The 19,083-nt window shown below is 45.0% G+C and carries 14 protein-coding genes and 2 tRNA genes; 10 read left to right on the top strand and 6 right to left on the bottom strand.

Annotation, left to right across the window (positions count from 1 at the left end; translation table 11 throughout):
- Positions 1–23 precede the first annotated feature (23 nt).
- Both A7981_RS08260 and A7981_RS08265 read left to right on the top strand, forming a co-directional pair.
- Positions 24–117: transfer RNA gene (locus A7981_RS08260), tRNA-Ser, on the top strand.
- A 78-nt stretch (positions 118–195) separates the two neighbouring features.
- Positions 196–272 (top strand) — tRNA-Arg (locus tag A7981_RS08265).
- Positions 273–476: 204 nt separating this feature from the next.
- Here the strand turns inward: A7981_RS08265 and A7981_RS08270 are convergent.
- A complete protein-coding gene (locus A7981_RS08270) occupies positions 477–1,778 on the bottom strand; it encodes a type II toxin-antitoxin system HipA family toxin (RefSeq protein WP_067266977.1) in 1,302 nt (433 codons plus the stop codon).
- 2 nt (positions 1,779–1,780) lie between these two features.
- Complete coding sequence (locus A7981_RS08275; protein ID WP_165595548.1) at positions 1,781–2,032, bottom strand: XRE family transcriptional regulator; 252 nt, start codon at positions 2,030–2,032, stop codon at positions 1,781–1,783.
- A gap of 484 nt (positions 2,033–2,516) precedes the next feature.
- Here A7981_RS08275 and A7981_RS08280 point away from each other — a divergent pair, with 484 nt between their 5' ends.
- The 3 genes from A7981_RS08280 to A7981_RS08290 are packed head-to-tail and all read left to right on the top strand — an operon-like array spanning position 2,517 to position 5,601.
- Positions 2,517–3,083, top strand: a complete 567-nt coding sequence (locus tag A7981_RS08280) for a hemerythrin domain-containing protein (RefSeq protein WP_082889275.1) — start codon at positions 2,517–2,519, stop codon at positions 3,081–3,083.
- A 12-nt stretch (positions 3,084–3,095) separates the two neighbouring features.
- The gene (glgX, locus tag A7981_RS08285) at positions 3,096–5,168 is read left to right on the top strand and encodes a glycogen debranching protein GlgX (RefSeq protein WP_067266979.1); all 2,073 of its coding nucleotides are present in this window, start codon (positions 3,096–3,098) and stop codon (positions 5,166–5,168) included.
- A 31-nt stretch (positions 5,169–5,199) separates the two neighbouring features.
- Entirely contained in the window at positions 5,200–5,601 is a 402-nt protein-coding gene (locus A7981_RS08290; protein WP_067266981.1) for a hypothetical protein, read from the top strand.
- A 10-nt stretch (positions 5,602–5,611) separates the two neighbouring features.
- Here the strand turns inward: A7981_RS08290 and A7981_RS08295 are convergent, their stop codons facing one another.
- A complete protein-coding gene (locus tag A7981_RS08295; protein WP_067266983.1) occupies positions 5,612–6,613 on the bottom strand; it encodes a DNA topoisomerase IB in 1,002 nt (333 codons plus the stop codon).
- A gap of 710 nt (positions 6,614–7,323) precedes the next feature.
- Between A7981_RS08295 and A7981_RS12140 the strand changes: the two genes are divergently transcribed.
- On the top strand, positions 7,324–7,479 hold the full coding sequence (locus A7981_RS12140; RefSeq protein WP_165595549.1) for a hypothetical protein: 156 nt from the start codon (positions 7,324–7,326) through the stop codon (positions 7,477–7,479).
- Positions 7,480–7,610: 131 nt separating this feature from the next.
- Here A7981_RS12140 and A7981_RS08300 read toward each other — a convergent pair whose 3' ends face one another.
- Both A7981_RS08300 and A7981_RS08305 read right to left on the bottom strand, forming a co-directional pair.
- Complete coding sequence (locus A7981_RS08300; RefSeq protein ID WP_067266985.1) at positions 7,611–8,780, bottom strand: LLM class flavin-dependent oxidoreductase; 1,170 nt, start codon at positions 8,778–8,780, stop codon at positions 7,611–7,613.
- Between the two features lie 15 nt (positions 8,781–8,795).
- Positions 8,796–9,863 carry an LLM class flavin-dependent oxidoreductase gene (locus A7981_RS08305; RefSeq protein WP_067266988.1) on the bottom strand — a complete coding sequence of 356 codons (1,068 nt, stop codon included), beginning with the start codon at positions 9,861–9,863 and terminating at the stop codon, positions 8,796–8,798.
- Between the two features lie 551 nt (positions 9,864–10,414).
- Between A7981_RS08305 and A7981_RS08310 the strand changes: the two genes are divergently transcribed.
- The 4 genes from A7981_RS08310 to A7981_RS08325 all read left to right on the top strand — a co-directional run bounded on the left by A7981_RS08310 (position 10,415) and on the right by A7981_RS08325 (position 17,873).
- Complete coding sequence (locus A7981_RS08310; protein ID WP_067266990.1) at positions 10,415–12,877, top strand: TonB-dependent receptor; 2,463 nt, start codon at positions 10,415–10,417, stop codon at positions 12,875–12,877.
- 111 nt (positions 12,878–12,988) lie between these two features.
- Positions 12,989–14,773: an ABC transporter ATP-binding protein gene (locus A7981_RS08315; protein WP_067267838.1), complete on the top strand. Its 1,785-nt coding sequence runs from the start codon at positions 12,989–12,991 to the stop codon at positions 14,771–14,773.
- Positions 14,763–16,607: an ABC transporter ATP-binding protein gene (locus A7981_RS08320; protein ID WP_067266992.1), complete on the top strand. Its 1,845-nt coding sequence runs from the start codon at positions 14,763–14,765 to the stop codon at positions 16,605–16,607. Before A7981_RS08315 ends, A7981_RS08320 begins: the two co-directional genes overlap by 11 nt.
- A gap of 234 nt (positions 16,608–16,841) precedes the next feature.
- Positions 16,842–17,873 carry an ABC transporter substrate-binding protein gene (locus A7981_RS08325; RefSeq protein WP_067266993.1) on the top strand — a complete coding sequence of 344 codons (1,032 nt, stop codon included), beginning with the start codon at positions 16,842–16,844 and terminating at the stop codon, positions 17,871–17,873.
- 93 nt (positions 17,874–17,966) lie between these two features.
- Here the strand turns inward: A7981_RS08325 and A7981_RS08330 are convergent, their stop codons facing one another.
- Positions 17,967–19,046, bottom strand: coding sequence for an ABC transporter substrate-binding protein (locus A7981_RS08330; RefSeq protein WP_067266995.1), 1,080 nt, complete (start codon positions 19,044–19,046; stop codon positions 17,967–17,969).
- Between the last annotated feature and the right edge of the window lie 37 nt (positions 19,047–19,083).

Consider the following 19,083-nt stretch of genomic DNA (forward strand, 5'->3'; position numbering starts at 1 on the left):
CAAGTATTGTTACGCCCTCGTGCGGAGAGCTGGCCGAGTGGTCGAAGGCACTTCCCTGCTAAGGAAGCATACGGGCTTAAACCTGTATCGAGGGTTCGAATCCCTCGTTCTCCGCCATCTTTTACAGGCAATCGTTATAAACCCTAGATTTAAACTGGGAATTAAATCCCGCATCTAGTATAATGCACGCCTCACGCGCCCGTAGCTCAGCTGGATAGAGTACTTGGCTACGAACCAAGGGGTCAGGAGTTCGAATCTCTTCGGGCGCACCAAACATATCAAAGGGTTAGCTTAGGCTAGCCCTTTTTTATTTTATGACATGTAGGATCACGCGCCCCGCATTGTCGCAGGAACAAACCAGATAACCAATCTACAACACCACTAGATGTTCACTAATAAATGAGGCTTGAGTCAACTATGACCTGATTGTAGTTTTATTCTCCATCATCAACGTCAAAGTATTGTCGTAAATCAAGCTATCTTTTAAGACTTAATCTCAAAGCCTTACTAACTGTATTTATATTGCTCGGCTCTACACCGATATTTTTTGCAAGATTAGTCCATTTAGAAAACTCATCAATTACTTGATCTAAAATGAATGCTGGATTATTGATATCAAAATTAATTCCAGTATCCAAAATGAGCTTACGTGTAAAATCATCTGAATGGCCACCCAGTGTCATTTGATGACGCAAAGTGTATCCAGCCCCAGCTGCAAACGTTAAGTCATATGCAGGTGCTAATTCCCATTCTTTTGTCTCATTTTTCATTAAAAATGAGATGTTCTTAACATGGTCGTCTTGATTCCTACCTACTATATTAAAAATCATTCGTTTGTAAGCTTGCTCTAGAGATTGATACCCCAATTTAAGCTCAAGTATTAATCTGAACCAGGCCTCGTAACTATAAGATTGTGGACGATTGAAATCGACATGCGTCATTCCACCAAGACTATGCATATGATGTTGTTGAATACCTTCTCTATCAAATCGCTTAGTCATAAAGTGAAACAAACCCAAGTCATCTTCTTGATAGTCGACTTCAGCCATTTCAATCCCCAATGACTTTGCAATCGTCGCATAGGTATATTCGATGCGATTGTATGGCTTGGCTTTCATATCCAAAGTATTAGCCGATCCTATACCATCAAACTTTATTAACCAGGCCTCATCCGTCTTATTTGGCCTCGCATAACCGGATCTCACATTGTTGTTTTTCTTATCCCAAAGTATTAATGCTTTAGCACGCGCACCACCAGCAGAGCCGCCTACTCTCATGATTTCTTGTATTGCATCAGATGTATCGCCTTCAATCAACTTTCTGGCAGATTCGACCAACTCTTTTATTTCCAGCGCTTGCTCTTCTGCTGCAGTTTTTCTTTGAAGATGCGGGGAGTACTCTAGAGCACCCATTGCCCTGTTGCCCACATATAAAAGACGTTGCACAGGACTTAGAGCCTTATCTGGCTCGCCTTTAGCCTCAAAATAACTTCTAATTATGAGATTCCCAAATGAGTCTGGCAGGGAGTCGGCAAACACTCCTGGTAATCCTAAAAACGCATCTAATGAGCGAAGTTCTGGAAATTCAAATGTCCGCAACTCTAAAGGCAATTGCTTAGGGGATAGTGCGATACCGTTCTGAATGTATTCTTTGTTATACGAGAACCCAATACGCCCATTTTCATATTGGATCACATCGCCAACTGGATTACCCCATATGGCAACTTTTGCTTTTGAAGATATATCTTTGTCTGTTTTTTTTTGTTTTTTAACAACCATGCTTAACTCTTCAGTTTACGATACGCATTCTTACGAATCGTACCTCTAGTTGAAATTGCCTCGCCTGACGGCAAACTGTCTGGCAGCAAACCTTCCAATAAGCCAAGAAGGTTCATCACTCGCAGCACTTTAATAAAAGAAGATAGCCTTACATCTTTTCCAGATTCCATATCAAGTATCGTCTTCACATTCAATCCACTACGATTTGATATCCAAGCCGCGGTGAGATTCTGCTCAAGCCTCTTAGCTCGCAAGCGAGCTCCGATTACCTGAGCAATTTCGGTATTTGTCAAAAAATCCGCTATAGTGGTCATAATGAACATTATTAATTAAATTAAACCATTATAATAATAAAATTGAAATTTTCAATATGTTATTTCAATTAACCCTTTAATATGGATATATTGTATATATATCAGTCATTTTAACCATATAGATGGATATATTGATCATATTAATTAAAATTTAATAACTCTTAGTAAAGCTTAATATTAGAGATTTCTTCAAACTTAACTGATTGTTACTATAGGAAAAATGCAACACACGCCAAATCGCCCATCTTCCGCGACATATGAAAGCTCTTTCATAAATCTCGCTATTCCTCTTAAGGCCTCTCTAAATAACAAGCTCGGCGGATTTCTTGTGCGACTATTCTTACTTCGCTTTCAGCAGTTTTGACCTAGTGACCATTGGATAAATCAGAGATGATGAAATACACCACCATTTCTGGAGAATGTCATGAAAGCGAATATGAATAGTTTAAAAGAAAAAAATCATATGGGGCATGACCTAAGTGAAACGCACCCTGCCAAGTATTTGATGGGTAATCATGAATTGGTGAAAGAGCTATTTAAGGAGTACGGGATTCTTGCGGATAGAAATGTGACTGAAGGTAAGATGTTGGTTGCAAACCAAATATGTGCAGAATTAACAGTTCATACTGAAGCCGAGGAAGCGCTCATATATCCATTAGCCGAAACCGTGATCAATAACGAAACCGTACTTAAAGAAGCTAAAGTGATGCACTTGTCAGCGGGTGACTTGATCGCGCAGATTCAATCTATGGATCCTGAAGATCCGTTACTTGATGCCAAAGTATTTGTATTGGGTAAATACATCGAATATTGCTTTACCCAAGAAGAAAGAAGGGTTCTTCCAACAATACTAGAGACATCTGCCGTAGTAGAGCTTGGGATAGAGCTTAAAGCTAGGGAAGCGGCACTTCTAAATTCTCTCTCAGATGCTGATGGATCTACAGGCCCCAAGAAACTCAAAGCAGCCACAGCTAAAATGATTAAGCATTAAGCTAGGACTGATATGCGAGTGATAAAAGAAGGAAAACCTTACCCGAGGGGTGCAAGTTATGACGGCAAAGGGACAAATTTCGCCTTGTTCTCAGACCATGCAAAAAGCGTCACGCTTTGCTTATTTAGCGCAAATGGCAGTAAAGAAACTGAGCAAATAAAATTCAATGAATGTACGAATGGGGTCTGGCATGCATATCTTCCAGATATCAAGCCGGGTCAGCTTTATGGTTATCGTGTGGATGGCCCTTGGGCTCCATTGGAAGGACAGCGGTTCAATGCGAATAAATTGCTGCTAGATCCTTATGCAAGAAAGCTTGCAGGTCAGATAAAGTGGGATGATGCGCTTTATGGGTACACAATCAGTACAGATAAAGATGCCGATCTGCAAATGGATGAACGTGACAGTGCCGCATTTATACCCAAAGCTATCGTCGTAGACCCCGGCATTCTCGTTAAATCACCAAAGCCCAATATCCGCTGGCCTAAGACCATCATTTACGAAGCGCATGTCAAAGGCCTCACTATGCGGCACCCGCTGATTGCTAACGATATACGCGGGACTTTTGCTGCGCTTAGCGACTCAGCCATAATCAGTCATCTTCAAAAAATAGGGATTACCGCTATAGAGTTGTTACCTATCCATGCATTCTCTCAAGATCGTCATCTTGTAGAAAAAGGATTGGCCAATTACTGGGGATACAACACGCTATCTTATTTTGCCCCAGAACCTGCTTATTCCAGCTCCGGTGAGTTGGAAGAGATCGCCAAGACCATCGATACACTGCACGAGGCGGGCATTGAGGTGATTCTAGATGTGGTTTACAACCATACCTGTGAGGGTAGCCATCTAGGGCCTACTTTGTCATTCAGAGGCATTGATAACCTCAGCTACTACAGAGAACTGCCAGGCAACCCGCGGTATTACGATAACCTCACGGGCTGCGGCAATGCCTTGAATACCTCGCACCCTAAAGTACTACAAATGGTCATGGATAGCCTGCGCATGTGGGCCACTGTTTATGGAATAGATGGATTCAGGTTTGACTTGGCCTTGACCCTCGGGCGCAATGAAAATGGATTTAATCGCGATCATGCATTATTCCACGCCATGCTTCAGGACCCTGAACTGGCAAAATGCAAATTGATCGCTGAGCCATGGGATGTTGGCCCTGGAGGATTTCAGTTGGGCTCATTTCCACCAGGATTTTCTGAATGGAATGGTGATTATCGTGATGTCACACGCGAGTTCTGGACGGGCAAAGAGGGGTTGATTTCCAAATTTGCAAGTCGATTCGCAGCATCGAGTGATTTATTTAATGAAAGCCACCGTAGGCCTTGGTCGAGTGTTAATTTCATCACGGCGCACGATGGTTTTACATTGCATGATTTAGTCTCTTATAACGACAAACATAATGATGCTAACGGCGAAGATAACAATGATGGCGCAAACGATAATCGCAGTTGGAATTGCGGCGCTGAAGGTGAAACAGACTCAGAAGAGATCAATGGCTTAAGGCGGCAGCAAAAGAGGAATCTATTAGCGACGTTGTTCATGTCACAAGGTATTCCTATGGTGCTGGCCGGTGATGAGCTGAATAACTCCCAGTCAGGCAACAATAATACCTATTGTCAGGATAACGAGATCGGATGGGTGAATTGGGATAACGCTGATGATGGGCTGATTGACTTTGTGGGAAAGCTAGCCGCAATCCGTAAGACGCATAACGCGATATCCAGAGCTGAATTCGTCACCGGGAAGCTCAATGAACATGGCAACTCTGATGTGACGTGGTTCAATGTCAATGGCGAGATCATGTCGAGTGATCAGTGGAATGATGTAAACGCTAAGTCTATGGTGGTTAAGTTTATTTCCCCCAACAAAAGCGATACGGCCATCTTAGTTTTGCTCAATGCATCGCATGTAGCAGTACATTCAAAAATCCCTGCTTGCGACACATATAAATGGAAACAGATTTTGAATACGGTAGCAGACACTGTCATGGAAATAGCTGAAGACTCAATAGAGTTAGCGCCTAGATCTGTTTATATATTCCAAGGCACTTTTGTGCCGTCGAACAATTAATCAGCAAAACCTCATCAGGAAAACTCATATTATGAATGTCGTGACACTACTTCAAGTTGTTCCCTGGGTAGATCTAATTACCAACGCTCCCAAAATTGCACTCAAAGCAAAAGAGTTTTGGAATACGGTGCAAAACAAGCCAACTATTACGCCAGAAGGGGTAATCGAAAACAAATCAAGGTTCAATCTTGAAGCTCAGAAGACTTTTGCTTTTGAAGCCAGAATAGATGCGTTAGAGACTCAATTAGCAGAACAACATAAGGACATTCTCACATCAGCAGCTTTACTCAATGAACTCGCCACCCAAAATGCAGCGCAGGTTCAGCGTATCAATTTATATCAGACCAAATTAAAACATCTGGGTATATTGACTATTGTGATGAGCATTCTCGCTGTGACTAGTTTTATCATTGCAATAGCTAGTCATCTATAAAGCCAGATCATTACAAAGATTTGCCTCTAAGCAGTTTCAGCATATATTTTTCGACCTTATCCAGCTGCTCTTTATCGTCACCCTTATCAGTCGGTAAGATGTCTAATATTTTTCCCGCTAAATATGTTTCTATGATGGTGGGATGCACATAGCTTTTCTTACAGATAGCAGGCGTATTGCCTAATTTTTTCGCAGCAATGGCAATCGCTTGTACAAGGTTCTTTTTAGCTTCTGTTTCTGTAGAGAATGGCGCTAGCGCATTGAGTGTATGCAAAGTGCCCGCCCATGTACGAAAATTTTTGGCAGTAAAATCTTGTCCGCTGATTTCCTTTAAATATTCATTTACATCCGATGAGCCTATCGCATGACGGTTTCCATCTTCATCTAAATATTGAAAAAGATCTTGCCCTGGTAGCTCCTTGATCTTACGAATGATTTTAGCTAACCGTCTGTCATTCAGGCTGAGCTCATGCTCAATACCACTTTTGCCACGAAAGTGAAATTTGACTTCACTACCCTCAATGGCAACATGTCGATTACGAAACGTGGTTAAACCAAATGACCTATTCTTTTTGGCATACGCATCATTTCCGATTCGTATCATGGTGTGTTCGAGTAAGTAGATGATCGTAGCCAGGACTTTTTCTCTGCTTAATCCGGGTTTGGCTAAAGCTAAGTTTACTCTCTGCCGAATGGTAGGCAGGCTCAGACCAAACTCGATCATATTTTCGTATTTTTCTTTTCCCCGAGCAGTTTGCCATTGCTTATGATAGATGTATTGTTTTCTGCCTTTGGCATCGTTTCCTGTTGCCTGAATATGACCATTTGAGAAACTACATATCCACACTTGGCTCCACGCAGGAGGAATCTTTAATAACGTAATCCTTGCTAAATCATCTGAACTCTTCAATAGCTGTTGATCTCTATCCCTATATTGAAATTTTCCATTTACAACGTGTCTAGTAAACCCTATGCAGTCGGCATTGATGTGACGTAATTTAGTAGACTTCATTTAAAGGTTAATGACCTAGTGGGATAGGTAGGGGAAATCCCAAGTAAAGCTTTTAAACTTATCTATCGCCTCTTGCCCACGCTTTGTATTCATCGGCACTTGATTCGTTGATGCACAATCGGGGCAATTAATCGTGTTCTTTGATAAAGTTTTTTTGGATATGTTGTAGTGATTGATGCATCCACAATCGGTGCAAATATATAAATTGTATTGAAGTGAATTTTTCAAGATTCAATGCTTTCACTATAATTTTTCTTGAATTTTTGTTCTGGGAAAATTAGTCATTCTCACCACATATATTTGGACTTATGATCAAAGCCTTTACGTTGCATGAAGCATCCGAAATAGAACAAATAAAAACAATAGAAATAACGTTACCGTTGAAAGTGAGCTCAATAATTTTGATGAAAGCATCACACACGCCTTGAAAAGATAAATATGCCCTCAGAATAGCGGGGATTACATCGTTCTTTTATAGGCAATCGGCTTATTTATTTGTAGGAATGATTAACCGGAGGGGCTTTCCTATAAACAGATAGCTCTGAGGAAATAGAAATTTATTTTGATGTATATACCATTGTGTACGTAAGAGTACATACACGCCTTGAGATTGGGTATAAAGTTAACCCAGTTCCTCCCTCACTGTGTCTAAAGTCCTCCTTGAGTCAGGCCATTCAGATTCAAGAAGTCATTAAGCAAGGATTCCAATCATGGACGATGATATTCATCAACGTGATCAATTGGAAAATAGGGAGCTATTCCCAGTTTTTGACCGTTCGTCCCTTATTCTATTTGATTATTTTGTTTACGGTGCAATCGCAGTCTCTTTAATAGCTGGCGTATTGTTTTATTTCTTTTTTACGTAGTTTTGGTGTTGTAATCCAGTGTGGCTAATCACTGACATCAAGAAAAAAGGGGCTAAATGCCCCTTTTCCATGTTAAACGAACTCCAAAACTTTTCTTCTCGCAAATTCCATAACCCTAATCAGGCTATCGTCTACCCAACCGCCCGTAAAGCTGGTGCACTATCGTGACCACGCACGAGAGGCAAGACTTCTTCACCGACTCGATAGGCCTCTTCAAGATGCGGAGTACTTGCAAGAATAAATGCATCAGCGCCAAGTTTAACTAAATCATCCAAACGCTCGGCCACTTGCTCATAGCTACCGACGATACCTTGGGTTTGGCCACCACGCAGGAGACTTAAACCAGACCAGATATTAGGGTGGATGATGAAATTACGGTAATCATCGAAGCCTTTTGGTGTTGTGCCACGCTGGCGATTGGCGCCAACAGAATCTCCGCTAATACCTGTGAATTGCTTGTATCTTTCAATTGCTGCGGCATCCAGATTTTCAAATCCACGTCTCACTTCTCGCCATGCTTCTTCTTCTGTACGGCGTGCGATGATATCTACCCGCACTGCGCATTTGATCTTACGACCAAGTGCATCAGTACGTTCTTTTACGCGGTCGAATTTCTCGCGCAACTGCTCAAACGGTTCAAGCCATGAGAGGTAGTATTCTGCGTGTTTTGAGGCAGATGCCAAAGCTGCATCTGATGAGCCTGAGAAATATATCTCGGGAAATTCCTGACCTAGCAACTGCTCAGGCAACCCGCCATCTTCAATATGGTAGAACTTACCATGATGGGAGAATGAACCACCTTTCCATAAACCTCTCAATACATCGAGAAATTCTGTGGTGCGTGCGTATCGATCATCATGTGGCGCAACATCGCCCCACCATAGTTGCGCGGGGCCACCGCCACCAGTAATCACGTTATATAGTGCCCTGCCCCCTGTAGCCCTTTGCAGGCTAGCCGTCATGCGGGCAGCGACTACTGGATTCAGGAAGCCTGGTTGAAAGGCGATCATGAAACGAAAGGTTTTAGTCTCACGCGCAAGAAATGAGGATATCGCCCATGGCTCATCTGTCATCGGGAATGAAGGGATGAGGCCGCCATGAAAACCGGATATCTCGGCTGCTCGCGCAACTTCAGCAATGTAGTCAAGGCTGGTAAAGCCATCATCTCGACCACTGCTTAGGCCATGTTGAACGACATGATCGCCATGTTGCTGCGACCAGTCTCCACGGTGGTAGTCTTTGCTGCGTAATGAGCTTGGCTCACCGTGCGTTGGGATTCTCCAAAAAATATCAATCGCCATGATGTACTCCTAAATTTATGCGGCGCGCTGCTCGGCGCCTGAATGATTTGAACGGACGGCTGGCAGAATGTATTCGCCAACGCGATAAGCTTCTTCTAGGCTAGGCACTGCGCCGAGGATGAAATGCGTAATACCTGCACTTGCATAGTCAGATAACGCCTGAATCACTTGCTCGTAATTGCCGACTAAACTGGCATCGGCTCCCGTTTGATTGGTAGAAAGGCTCTTCCACAACAATGCACCACCGATAGCACTGGTATGACGACCAGACTGCTCGATAAAACGTTGCGCATCGAATCTTGCCTCTTCCTCTGTCTCGCGTGCCAGCACATCGATACGCAGGCCAACATCCAAAGATCTATTTTCGGTAGCAGCCAATGCTTTTAATTTGCTAACCTCTTTCGTGACGTCTTCTACTGGCTGGGCGGCTAGCACATGCACATCGCCTAGTCTGGCTGATAGCCGATACGTCTCATCACTATGACCGGAGAGATATACCGTAGGTACTTTTTGACCTGATAACGGGCCTCTGAAACCACCTTCTAGGACTTCAAAAAACTGCCCTTTGAAGCTGTATGCTGTTTTGGTGATGACATTACGTGAGACCGTTAAAAACTCTTCGATACGGGTTTGTATATCTTTGGCATCGATAAAGTCACCATCATGATGACGTTGTTTCTCGTCACCACCTGTACTGATCTGCCATGCAAACCGGCCACCACTAAAACGTTGGTAACTCACTGCATTTTTGGCAGCATAGACAGCTGATCCGCGTGATGCATCAAACTCGGTAATCACCGTTAGATATTTTGTACTACGGGTGAGATACCCAGCTACGATCCAGGATTCATCGCCTTGGGGATCATTAGGGATTTGTATGCCATCGAACTTGGCCAGTTCCGCTGCTTTTGCGATCTGATGCAAATGATCAAAATAGTTGTAGGTATTACCACGTGGGTCGGTCACACCAGCAGTGAAATACGCTGAATCAGTATGGTCGCGCTCCCCACGTTTGCGCTTGGCAGCATCCGCATAACGGCCATCACCACTTGTTGGCACTTGCCAGAAAAATTCAATCGCCATCGTTATCTCCTCAATATGTTAGCTGGCTTATCAACTTTGTATGGCAGAAATCGTGCCATTGCTTGCCATTACATCGATAAACAAAGATGAGTAAATATAGGCTTATGAATTTAAATGATTTATTTACCATGCGTAGACATTAATCTGTTTAATGATAATGTCTGTGAACAACAAAAATATTGCTCTAATGTTGCCAAAGCAACAGCAAACCCCAAGAAAATGCTGCTATAGCAACTACAACTTTTATTGCTGAATGGATACCTTATTTATATGATCATTTTCATTAGGTAATAATGGAATATCTGACAACAAAATATATCGTTCTGCAGATGTTGTCAGTGCAACATAAGTGAGAAAACCATACATGTCAGATGTTGGATTAAAAACATCTGCCTTCTTTTCTAGACATGGTCGTATAAATTATTTTTCATTTATAAACAATTACTTGAATTCCAAAAAACCCTAAAAACTTGATTGGCATAGTTCCTGCCATATAGCTACGAGCACCAAATGGTGAGTTGAAGCTTTTAAATCAAATCATAGGGAATACCATGTCTAGAAAAAAACTATATGAAAGCGGCGTTATACCAAACGCATCGCTTTTCATCAGGCGTCCACTAGTAACCGCAATCATCGGTACGCTGGCTGGCAGCCTGATAATGGGGAATGTATTGGCAGCAGAGGAAACTACCAAATCCACAGCCGCAACTACACAAGAAAAACCAACAGAAGACAAACCGGCCGAGAATGCTGCGACAGAAAAATCTGAAGCATCCGCAACGGCTGCAACCACTAATGCTACGCCAGCGAATGAGAACAAACTCAGCAGCGTAGTCGTTACCGCGCAAAAGCGTGAAGAAAGCGCGCAGACAGTGGCCACGGCTATTAGCGTGCTTGATGGCAAGGACTTACTCGATAGAGGGGCTGGACGTTCGGCAAGCGAGATATTGAACTATGTGCCTAATGCCTCTGCTGGCACACAGCAGCATGGCCGCCCTCGCTGGTGGATACGTGGCGTGGGTTCTGGTCAACAGCAGATCGATTTTCCTAGTCAGGTCGGCATATATCTTGATGATGTATACATCAGCAATGCAAGCGCTACTGGTGGCCCGCTTTTCGATATTGACCGTGTAGAAGTCTTGCGTGGCCCACAAGGCACACTGTGGGGTAAGAACACCACAGGCGGTGCGATCAATATCCTCTCCAAGAAGCCTACTTTTTCTGGCAATGATAATTATGTAAAAGCAGATTACGGTTCTTATAACGACCGTATCGTGCAAGGCGCGGTCGGCGGGGAGCTCGTCAGTGAACGAGTAGCCGGGCGTTTGTCATTCTACGATCAAGATTACGGCGGATCATTCAAGAATCTGTTCACCGGTAAAACAGATGGCGGTCTGACTGACTCAGGGATTCGTGGTCAATTATTGTTCGAGTTGACCCCTAATCTGGAAGCGTTGCTAAACGTGAATTACCGTAATTATAAAACCGAGGGAGCAATCTACACGGTACAAGGCACTGGGCCTGGTGGCGCCTATGTCAATGGATATAGACCCAGCAAAAGCAACCGCGATGTCAGCACCAATGCAGAAGATAGCAGCGAAAGCTCACAAAATGGCATCTCTCTTAACGTGAAATGGCAATTGGGTAAACTATCGTTAACATCGATCACTGCCTACCAAGATTGGAAATCAACCATATTGACGGATGGTGACTACACACCTCTGGAAATCAGCCGTAGCTACACCGATGCAGATAGCAAGCAGGTATCGCAGGAATTTCGTTTGGCTTCTCCACGTGAAGACCGCTGGAACTGGTTAACCGGTTTCCATTACTTCAAAGAAGATATCGATTCATACGCGGCAACGGCAAGATTACCTAATGGCACCGTGCCAGCCTTAGCTGGTAGCACCGCACCCACAAGTTACAACTACACAAACTTCTCTCACAAGGCCGAAAGCTATGCGATCTTTGGTAGTACGACTTTTAACTTCACTGAGAAGTTAGATTCTACGTTGGGTGCACGTTGGAGCACAGAAGAGAAGACCCTTGACCTGACCCGCCGTGTGGGCGCGGGACCTACATGGAGCAACCTGTCTTCATGGTGGGATTCATACAGCGGCGGCTTAGCTGCATTGGGAACAGCCGGATCATTCTCTAAAGACCTAACCAAGCGCTGGGATGCGTTTACTTATGACTTCACCCCGCAATACAAGATCAATGAGACCAATCGCGTTTATGCAAAATATGCGCACGGTATCAAATCAGGTGGGTTCAATAGTGCAGCTACGCTTACCGAAGCATTGATCGTCGTGAAACCTGAAACGCTGGATTCCTATGAACTTGGTTATAAGTCTGAATGGCTGGATGGCAGGTTGAATTTCAATACCGCCATTTTCTACTATGACTACCAAGATGTGCAGGTGAATGTGGTGGGTCTTGTACCTGGTACAGCAAGCTCTGCATCTTATCTGCGCAACGTAGATAAAGCTGCGGTCAAAGGTATTGAGTTTGAAGCAGAAGCTTTGCCTACTAACAGATTGCATCTGGTAGCGAATGTTGGATTGCAGGATAGTGAGTTCAAGAATTTCACTGTGGATACAGCAGGCGGTACGGTTGATTTATCAGGTAACGAGTTGGTACGTACGCCAAGATTCAATAGTTTTGTCGCAGCAGATTATCGTATTCCATTGGATAACGGTAAGAAAGTCGTGTTCGCGGCCGATTGGCGCTATGTAGGTGAACAGCACTATTTTGTGAATGCCCAAAACACTGCGCAGAACACGAACTACAAATTATTGGGAGAGGATGCTTACTCACTCGTCAATGCACGTGTCAGCTTTACCACCAAGGGTGACAAGGTAGAAGTGACGGGTTATGTGAACAACATCTTCGATAAAGAATATCTCAACCATGCATTACCGGGCGGAAGGTCTGGTGCACAGGTCGCAACCGGTACGGTAGCGCAGTGGGCGACACCAAGAACTGCTGGCGTAGCCCTTACTTTGCGTTTTTAATCTGTTATACCGATCCCACAAGGAGCGGTGTCACATTGGGCAACTTGGCAGATTACCTTCTGCCAAGTTGTTTTTCGTTTCACGCTACACATTGTTAACGATACTGATCATATGACTAAATCACACCCTTTACTTCGTTGTCTGGCTTTATACCGATTCATGCCTTATCAGTTCTCGGTGACGGCACTTTTATTTATCCTGGTGAATATCGGCGTGGCATGGCAGCTTTGGCTGGTCGGCAAGATCATTGATGATATTCGTCAAGATCGAGCCATCAGTAAACTAAGCGATGGCACTATTGATCTTTCACAGATCAAATACTGGCTTATTCTGTTGGTCATAGTAGCTTCCATACGTGGGGTTTTGCAGTACATCGGCGGCATTATGTCGCTGAGTATCGGCCAAAAACTACTCACTATCTTGCGAGACCGCATCTTGACCCAAGTGCAAAGGCTGGACTTGGCCTACCACTGGCAACATGGTATGGGCGAGATCATCACGCGCACTACCCGCGATGCAGATAAAGTGCGCGATGCGCTCATCAACTTCTGGCGTCAGGTGTTTGAAGCCAGCCTGTGGGTCATTATCTCAGTAGCATTACTGTCTTGGTACAACCCTTGGCTCGGAATCGGCACCCTACTATTCACCTTATTAGGTGTATCAATATTCGTCGCACAAACTGACCGACTGGTTCAACTTGACCGTGCTGTCGGAGATGCATACGACAAGGTCAATCAGGAACTAAGTGAAGGCGTAAATGGCGTGCGTGTCATCAAATCGTTTGGGCTTGAACAGCAACGCATCATCGTATTCACTGATTTGGTCACCGTGTTTGTAAATAATGCAAAGGCGGCTCTCGCCTATGCTTCTTCACGCATACCTGTCCCACAGATCGTCATCGCGTTTAGTTACGTATGGATATTGGCATTTGGCGCCTATCTCATCCAACAGGGAAAATTAAACGTAGGCGAACTTGTTGCAGCATTACTAGTTGCCAACACATTGGTTTTCCGCATCGAAGGGATTGGCCGTGTGATTCAAGTGTTTGCAGATGCGCGCTCATCAGCGGCGCGCATATGGGATCTATTAGACGAAAAACCCGGCATCATTTCAGGCAAACAATCCATTTCAGATGGCGCTCTAGGATTGCGCCTGAATAACGTCAGCGTCACTACGCCCAATAAGGGCAACACTATACTCCAGCATCTGGATTTTGAAGTATCCCCCGGCGAGATTGTCGCTATCGTTGGTGTTACAGGGTCTGGTAAAAGCACATTGGCAGGGCTGATACCCCGTCTATTAGAAGTGAACTATGGTGAGGTCTTGATAGGCTCAGCCTGGGCCGGCTGGAAGAATGTAAAACATCTTGAGTTGGATGCATTACGTAAAAAGGTCCATGTCGTACCACAGGAGAGTTTTTTATTCTCAGACACCCTAGAGGCCAACCTCAGACTGGCAAAACCCAATGCCACCGAGGCAGAGCTAAAACGCGCCATCGCGCTGGCTTCAGCAACTGAGGTCCTTGATAACCTAGCACATGGTCTACAAACAAAGATAGGTGATAGAGGCATCACTCTTTCAGGTGGGCAACGTCAGCGCATCAGCCTGGCTAGAGCTTTTCTGGCGGAGCCTGAGATTCTGATACTGGACGACTCGACCAGTGCACTTGATGCGATCACCGAAAGCCGTGTGTTGGAGAACATACGTACATTACGCAATGGCTCGGGGCAAGGTATCACTGTCATCCTTATCGCCAGCAAACTATCCACCATTCTCTTGGCAGACCGTGTCGCGATGCTGCACAACGGCAAGATACACGCACAAGGCACGCATGAGAATCTGGTCTCTAACAATGCAGAATACCGCGATCTAGTAGGAGTCGAACATGGCAAATGATATTCGCGGCCCAGCGCATCTTAATGATATAGAGATAGAGCAAGCTTTGGCCAAACAGAAGCTAGACCGCAATATGTTCTGGCGCATCTTGCCTTTATTGAATCAGGTAAAAGGCAAGATAGCCGCCGTCATATTGCTTGAAATCATTTTAGTCGGTGTGATCTTCATACGTCCATGGTTCCTGCGGGAGATCATCGATTATGGTTTCATCACTACAGCACAGGGCATTATCCTCAATACACCGCTCTTAACTTGGATGGCATTGGCTACTGCGCTCACGTGGGTGATACGCTTTGGTATCGCAGGCGGATCACAATACTTGGCCGGAAATGCGGCGATCACAATATTGAATGACCTACGGATAAAAGTGTTCAGCCATGTGCAAGCACTGAGCGTTAGGTATTTTGATCAGACCAAGGCTGGCCGCATCATCTCAAGAGCTGACCGCGATGTGGATATGCTCGAACCTCTATTGATACAAGGGCCACCAGAAGTACTTTCAGCAGTTCTACGCTTGGTCGTGGCTTCTGCTGCCTTATGGTGGATATCGCCAAAACTGTTTCTGGCACTTGCCAGCATCGTGCCATTTCTCGTGATTGGCACATGGCTATTCAAGCGCATATCAGAAAAGAATTGGGCAAAGGTCGCTGAAGCACGTGCGAGATTCACGGCACATCTGGTTGAGACTGTCTCCGGTGTGCGTATCATCAAACAAACCGTGAATGAAGCCGCGAATGCAAAACGATATCGCGTGTTGCTGGATGATTTCAATACCACGTTGATCAAGGGCAATATCCGCTCTAGCTGGTTCTTGCCTCTCACACAGGTACTCAGTGCTGTAGGCATGGCACTTTTACTGTTAGTTGGCAGCATAGGCATCGCATCACATGAGATGTCGATAGGGCAACTAGCGCAAAGTCTCTTCTATGTGCAGCTTTTTCTCGGCCCCCTACAGGAGTTAAATGACCTATTCGAGCGTTACTCATCGGGCGCATCTTCGGCACAACGTATATTTCTGCTGCTCGATACCAAACCTGAGATCAACGACCCTGATTATCCAAGTGAGCCCAAACAAACATCCGGTGAAGTGGAGTTCTCTAATGTGGTATTTGGTTATGGAGCCAATAGTGATAAACCGGTCATCAAGAATCTCAGCCTGCATATTCCCGCAGGTGAGGTTTTAGCGATTGTCGGGCCAACAGGCCATGGCAAAAGTACCTTGGTGCAGCTACTCACCAGATTCTACGAAGTGCAGGCTGGTAGCGTATTGATCGATCAACAGGATGTGCGCGAATATGCACAACAGACATTGCGGCGCAAAGTCGGTGTCGTATTGCAGGATAACGTACTGTTTTCAGGTAGCGTATTGCATAACCTGCGGATGGCAGCTCCTGATGCCAGTGATGATGCCTTAATTGCAGCAGCTCGTGAGCTTGGCGCAGATGAGGTACTTGAACGGCTATCAGATGGCTACCAGACAGAAGTAGGACCATTGGGTGCATTTTTAAGTCATGGACAGCGGCAACTGGTTTGCCTTGTCCGCGCTTATTTAGCCAACCCATCAGTATTAGTCCTGGATGAAGCGACATCTGCAGTAGACATCCATACGGAGCGGCGCATACAAGCTGCATTCCGACGACTATGCGAAGGGCGTACAGCAATCATTATCGCGCACAGATTGGCAACGATACGTGATGCAGATCGTATCGCCGTGATCTGGAATGGTGAAGTCGCTGAACTAGGCAACCATGATCAATTAATACGACAAGGCGGCGCATATTCAAGGTTGTATCAGGCCTATGAGGAAGCTTCTGTGTCAGCGCAACCAACATAGCCATCTACGTCAGATGTTTCAACGGCAACAGTGTCATTCATCTGGCATGTTGCCGTTGAAACAGCATTTACCTCAAAAGAATCTCAAGACAGATACTACCAAGATTAAGATATTGAATATAAACATATATTAATTAATCACCATGCCGCTCGTGATTGGCATGGAATCTGCCAAATATAAAGAGCTAGCCCGGTTGATACCGTGCAGAAAACCTACAATATTTCGGAGACTTCCATGTCAGAAAATACAAAAATCGAGAATCTTTGGTACACAAGATGCCCTGTACCGACACCACTAGGCCTTGCCGCACGTGAAGGCTGGATCGAAAAAGAATTCGCCCCCGATAACATCGGCATCAAGACGCTACAAGACACACAAGACCCTGAACTGCGCGAATCTCACTATGATCATCGTCTTCCCCACTCTTTCCGTCAGGGTGGTAATGTGCCTGCGATCTGGGCACGAGCCAACGGCACAGATACACGTGTTATCGGTCTTAACTGGGTTGATGAAGCACAACTTGTCGTTACTCTACCGAACTCTGGTATCTCACGGCCTGAAGACCTTAAAGGCAAAAAGATCGCACTGCCATTGAATGACATCAGTATCGACCATCAACGTGCTAGTGCATTGCGCGGCATTGTCGTCACACTTGAATCAGCAGGATTATCAGCCAAGCACGATGTCGAGTTGGTAGACCTACCAGTTCCTGTCAGTGAGATCGGATCTGGCTGGTCTTCTCAACGTGTGGCTTATGAAACAGAATTTACAGCACTCAAGAACGGAACAGTCGATGCGATCTATGTCAAAGGGGCACGTGGTGTAGAAGAAGCGTATAAACACGGTGTGACTATCGTTTACGATGTGCGCAACCATCCTGATCCTATCGCACGCTCAAATAACAGTGCTCCACGCCCGATCACGGTAGATGGCGCATTGCTTCGTGAGCGCCCTGATCTGGTCGCGCGTTTTCTTAGCCGGGTGTTAGATGTGAGCGACTGGGCAGCGAGCCATGAGGCTGAGACTGTGGCTTATATCGCACGTGAATCGCACTCACAAGATGAATGGGTGCGTAAGGCGTATGGCAACGACATCCATTTGAAACAGGGCACCGATCTCGATCAAAAATCGATCGCAGCGCTATCTGCTTATAAGGACTTTTTGCTTGAATGGGGATTCCTAAAAGCGGACTTCGACGTGTATGCATGGATCGATCCTAACCCGCTGAATGATCTACTGAAAGCACGCAATAAAAAAGCTGCTTAATCAAGCTTAAATGCTGCAGGCCTGCTTTAATAAGCGGGCCTGTTTTTTTGTTATCTTACAGAAGCTTTAACTCAATCCCTTATTTGTCTAGGTCTAGGCGATTCTTCTGACATTATCTTGCACAGCTTGTAGTGGGCGCGAATCGATCCATGACGCCGTATCAAAATCTTTGGGAATAAATTCATGTGCTAACAAGAAGTCTTTGGCTATATTTAAACCCTCTATCGACTCTTCAGCCAGATTAATCGTCATGTTGAGATGAAAATCCGCGCCTAGGACCCTTAGCAACCATGCTTCAGACCATCCTGTTTCACGCGCAATCAGCCTTAGACTTTCCTCCTGATTCTTTTTGGCCCACAACCCTGCTTCCACAACACGTTTAAGAAATCGATTGACGACATCGGGATGTTTTTCAAGCGTATCCGCATTGACGGTCAAGGGACGAGGTGCACAGTTGCTAATACGAACGTAAGTATCAGGATGAAACCCCAGGTTGAATATGACTTTTGCGCCTAACAGGTGTGTGATTTCGGCACCTCGGACATCTTTGACATAGATGGCATCCACTTCACCTCGCACTAAGGCATACACCTCGTTCACGTAACCATGCCGCGCCTGCCCCCATCCGCCTGGGCGAGCCACTTCATTGACCGTGATATAGGCAGAATCAGGGAGATCTACCAGCTCAATATCTTTAAGACCCAATCCATCATGCTCTAACGCAACATAGAACGCGCGAACGGCCGCAGCACGGTTATAGTCGTTGCTGACCTTTGCTTCATTATCATGTTGGGGTATACCGACCTTACGACCACGCAGGTCTTTGATGGTGTTGATGCCTGAATTAGGCAAACTGATGATGGCCTGAAACTCATCCGTCCAGGTTAGCCCAATCACACGTGTATCACTGCCATTCGACTTGGCCCAGATTGCAGGGGTATTACCACCCTGCCGGAACGAGTTAGGCAAGTGATGATCAAAATGTGAAAATAGCTCAGAAGGCTTATCTGACTCATGCAGTGATTTTATGGAGATAGCATCTGATTTGAACTCCTGTTCAATCAAGCCCAACTGAATCGCCAAACCTAAAGGCGTCGGCACGGGTGAACGTGTATAGATGAATGTCTCAGTTGTATGATTATTGCCACTCAACTGATTGCCGACTAATTTCATGCATGTCCCCTATGTTTTTATTATTAAACGTTGCGGT

This window comes from Methylovorus sp. MM2 (genome assembly GCF_001648895.1).
In the GTDB taxonomy this organism is placed as follows: Bacteria; Pseudomonadota; Gammaproteobacteria; order Burkholderiales; family Methylophilaceae; genus MM1.

Excerpts from the sequence above, each read along its gene's own strand:
- A7981_RS08270 (WP_067266977.1), bottom strand. The coding sequence starts at position 1,778 with ATGGTTGTTAAAAAACAAAAAAAAACAGACAAAGATATATCTTCAAAA.
- A7981_RS08280 (WP_082889275.1), top strand. The coding sequence starts at position 2,517 with ATGAAAGCGAATATGAATAGTTTAAAAGAAAAAAATCATATGGGGCAT.
- glgX (WP_067266979.1), top strand. The coding sequence starts at position 3,096 with ATGCGAGTGATAAAAGAAGGAAAACCTTACCCGAGGGGTGCAAGTTAT.
- A7981_RS08290 (WP_067266981.1), top strand. The coding sequence starts at position 5,200 with ATGAATGTCGTGACACTACTTCAAGTTGTTCCCTGGGTAGATCTAATT.
- A7981_RS08295 (WP_067266983.1), bottom strand. The coding sequence starts at position 6,613 with ATGAAGTCTACTAAATTACGTCACATCAATGCCGACTGCATAGGGTTT.
- A7981_RS12140 (WP_165595549.1), top strand. The coding sequence starts at position 7,324 with ATGGACGATGATATTCATCAACGTGATCAATTGGAAAATAGGGAGCTA.
- A7981_RS08300 (WP_067266985.1), bottom strand. The coding sequence starts at position 8,780 with ATGGCGATTGATATTTTTTGGAGAATCCCAACGCACGGTGAGCCAAGC.
- A7981_RS08305 (WP_067266988.1), bottom strand. The coding sequence starts at position 9,863 with ATGGCGATTGAATTTTTCTGGCAAGTGCCAACAAGTGGTGATGGCCGT.
- A7981_RS08310 (WP_067266990.1), top strand. The coding sequence starts at position 10,415 with ATGTCTAGAAAAAAACTATATGAAAGCGGCGTTATACCAAACGCATCG.
- A7981_RS08315 (WP_067267838.1), top strand. The coding sequence starts at position 12,989 with ATGACTAAATCACACCCTTTACTTCGTTGTCTGGCTTTATACCGATTC.
- A7981_RS08320 (WP_067266992.1), top strand. The coding sequence starts at position 14,763 with ATGGCAAATGATATTCGCGGCCCAGCGCATCTTAATGATATAGAGATA.
- A7981_RS08325 (WP_067266993.1), top strand. The coding sequence starts at position 16,842 with ATGTCAGAAAATACAAAAATCGAGAATCTTTGGTACACAAGATGCCCT.
- A7981_RS08330 (WP_067266995.1), bottom strand. The coding sequence starts at position 19,046 with ATGAAATTAGTCGGCAATCAGTTGAGTGGCAATAATCATACAACTGAG.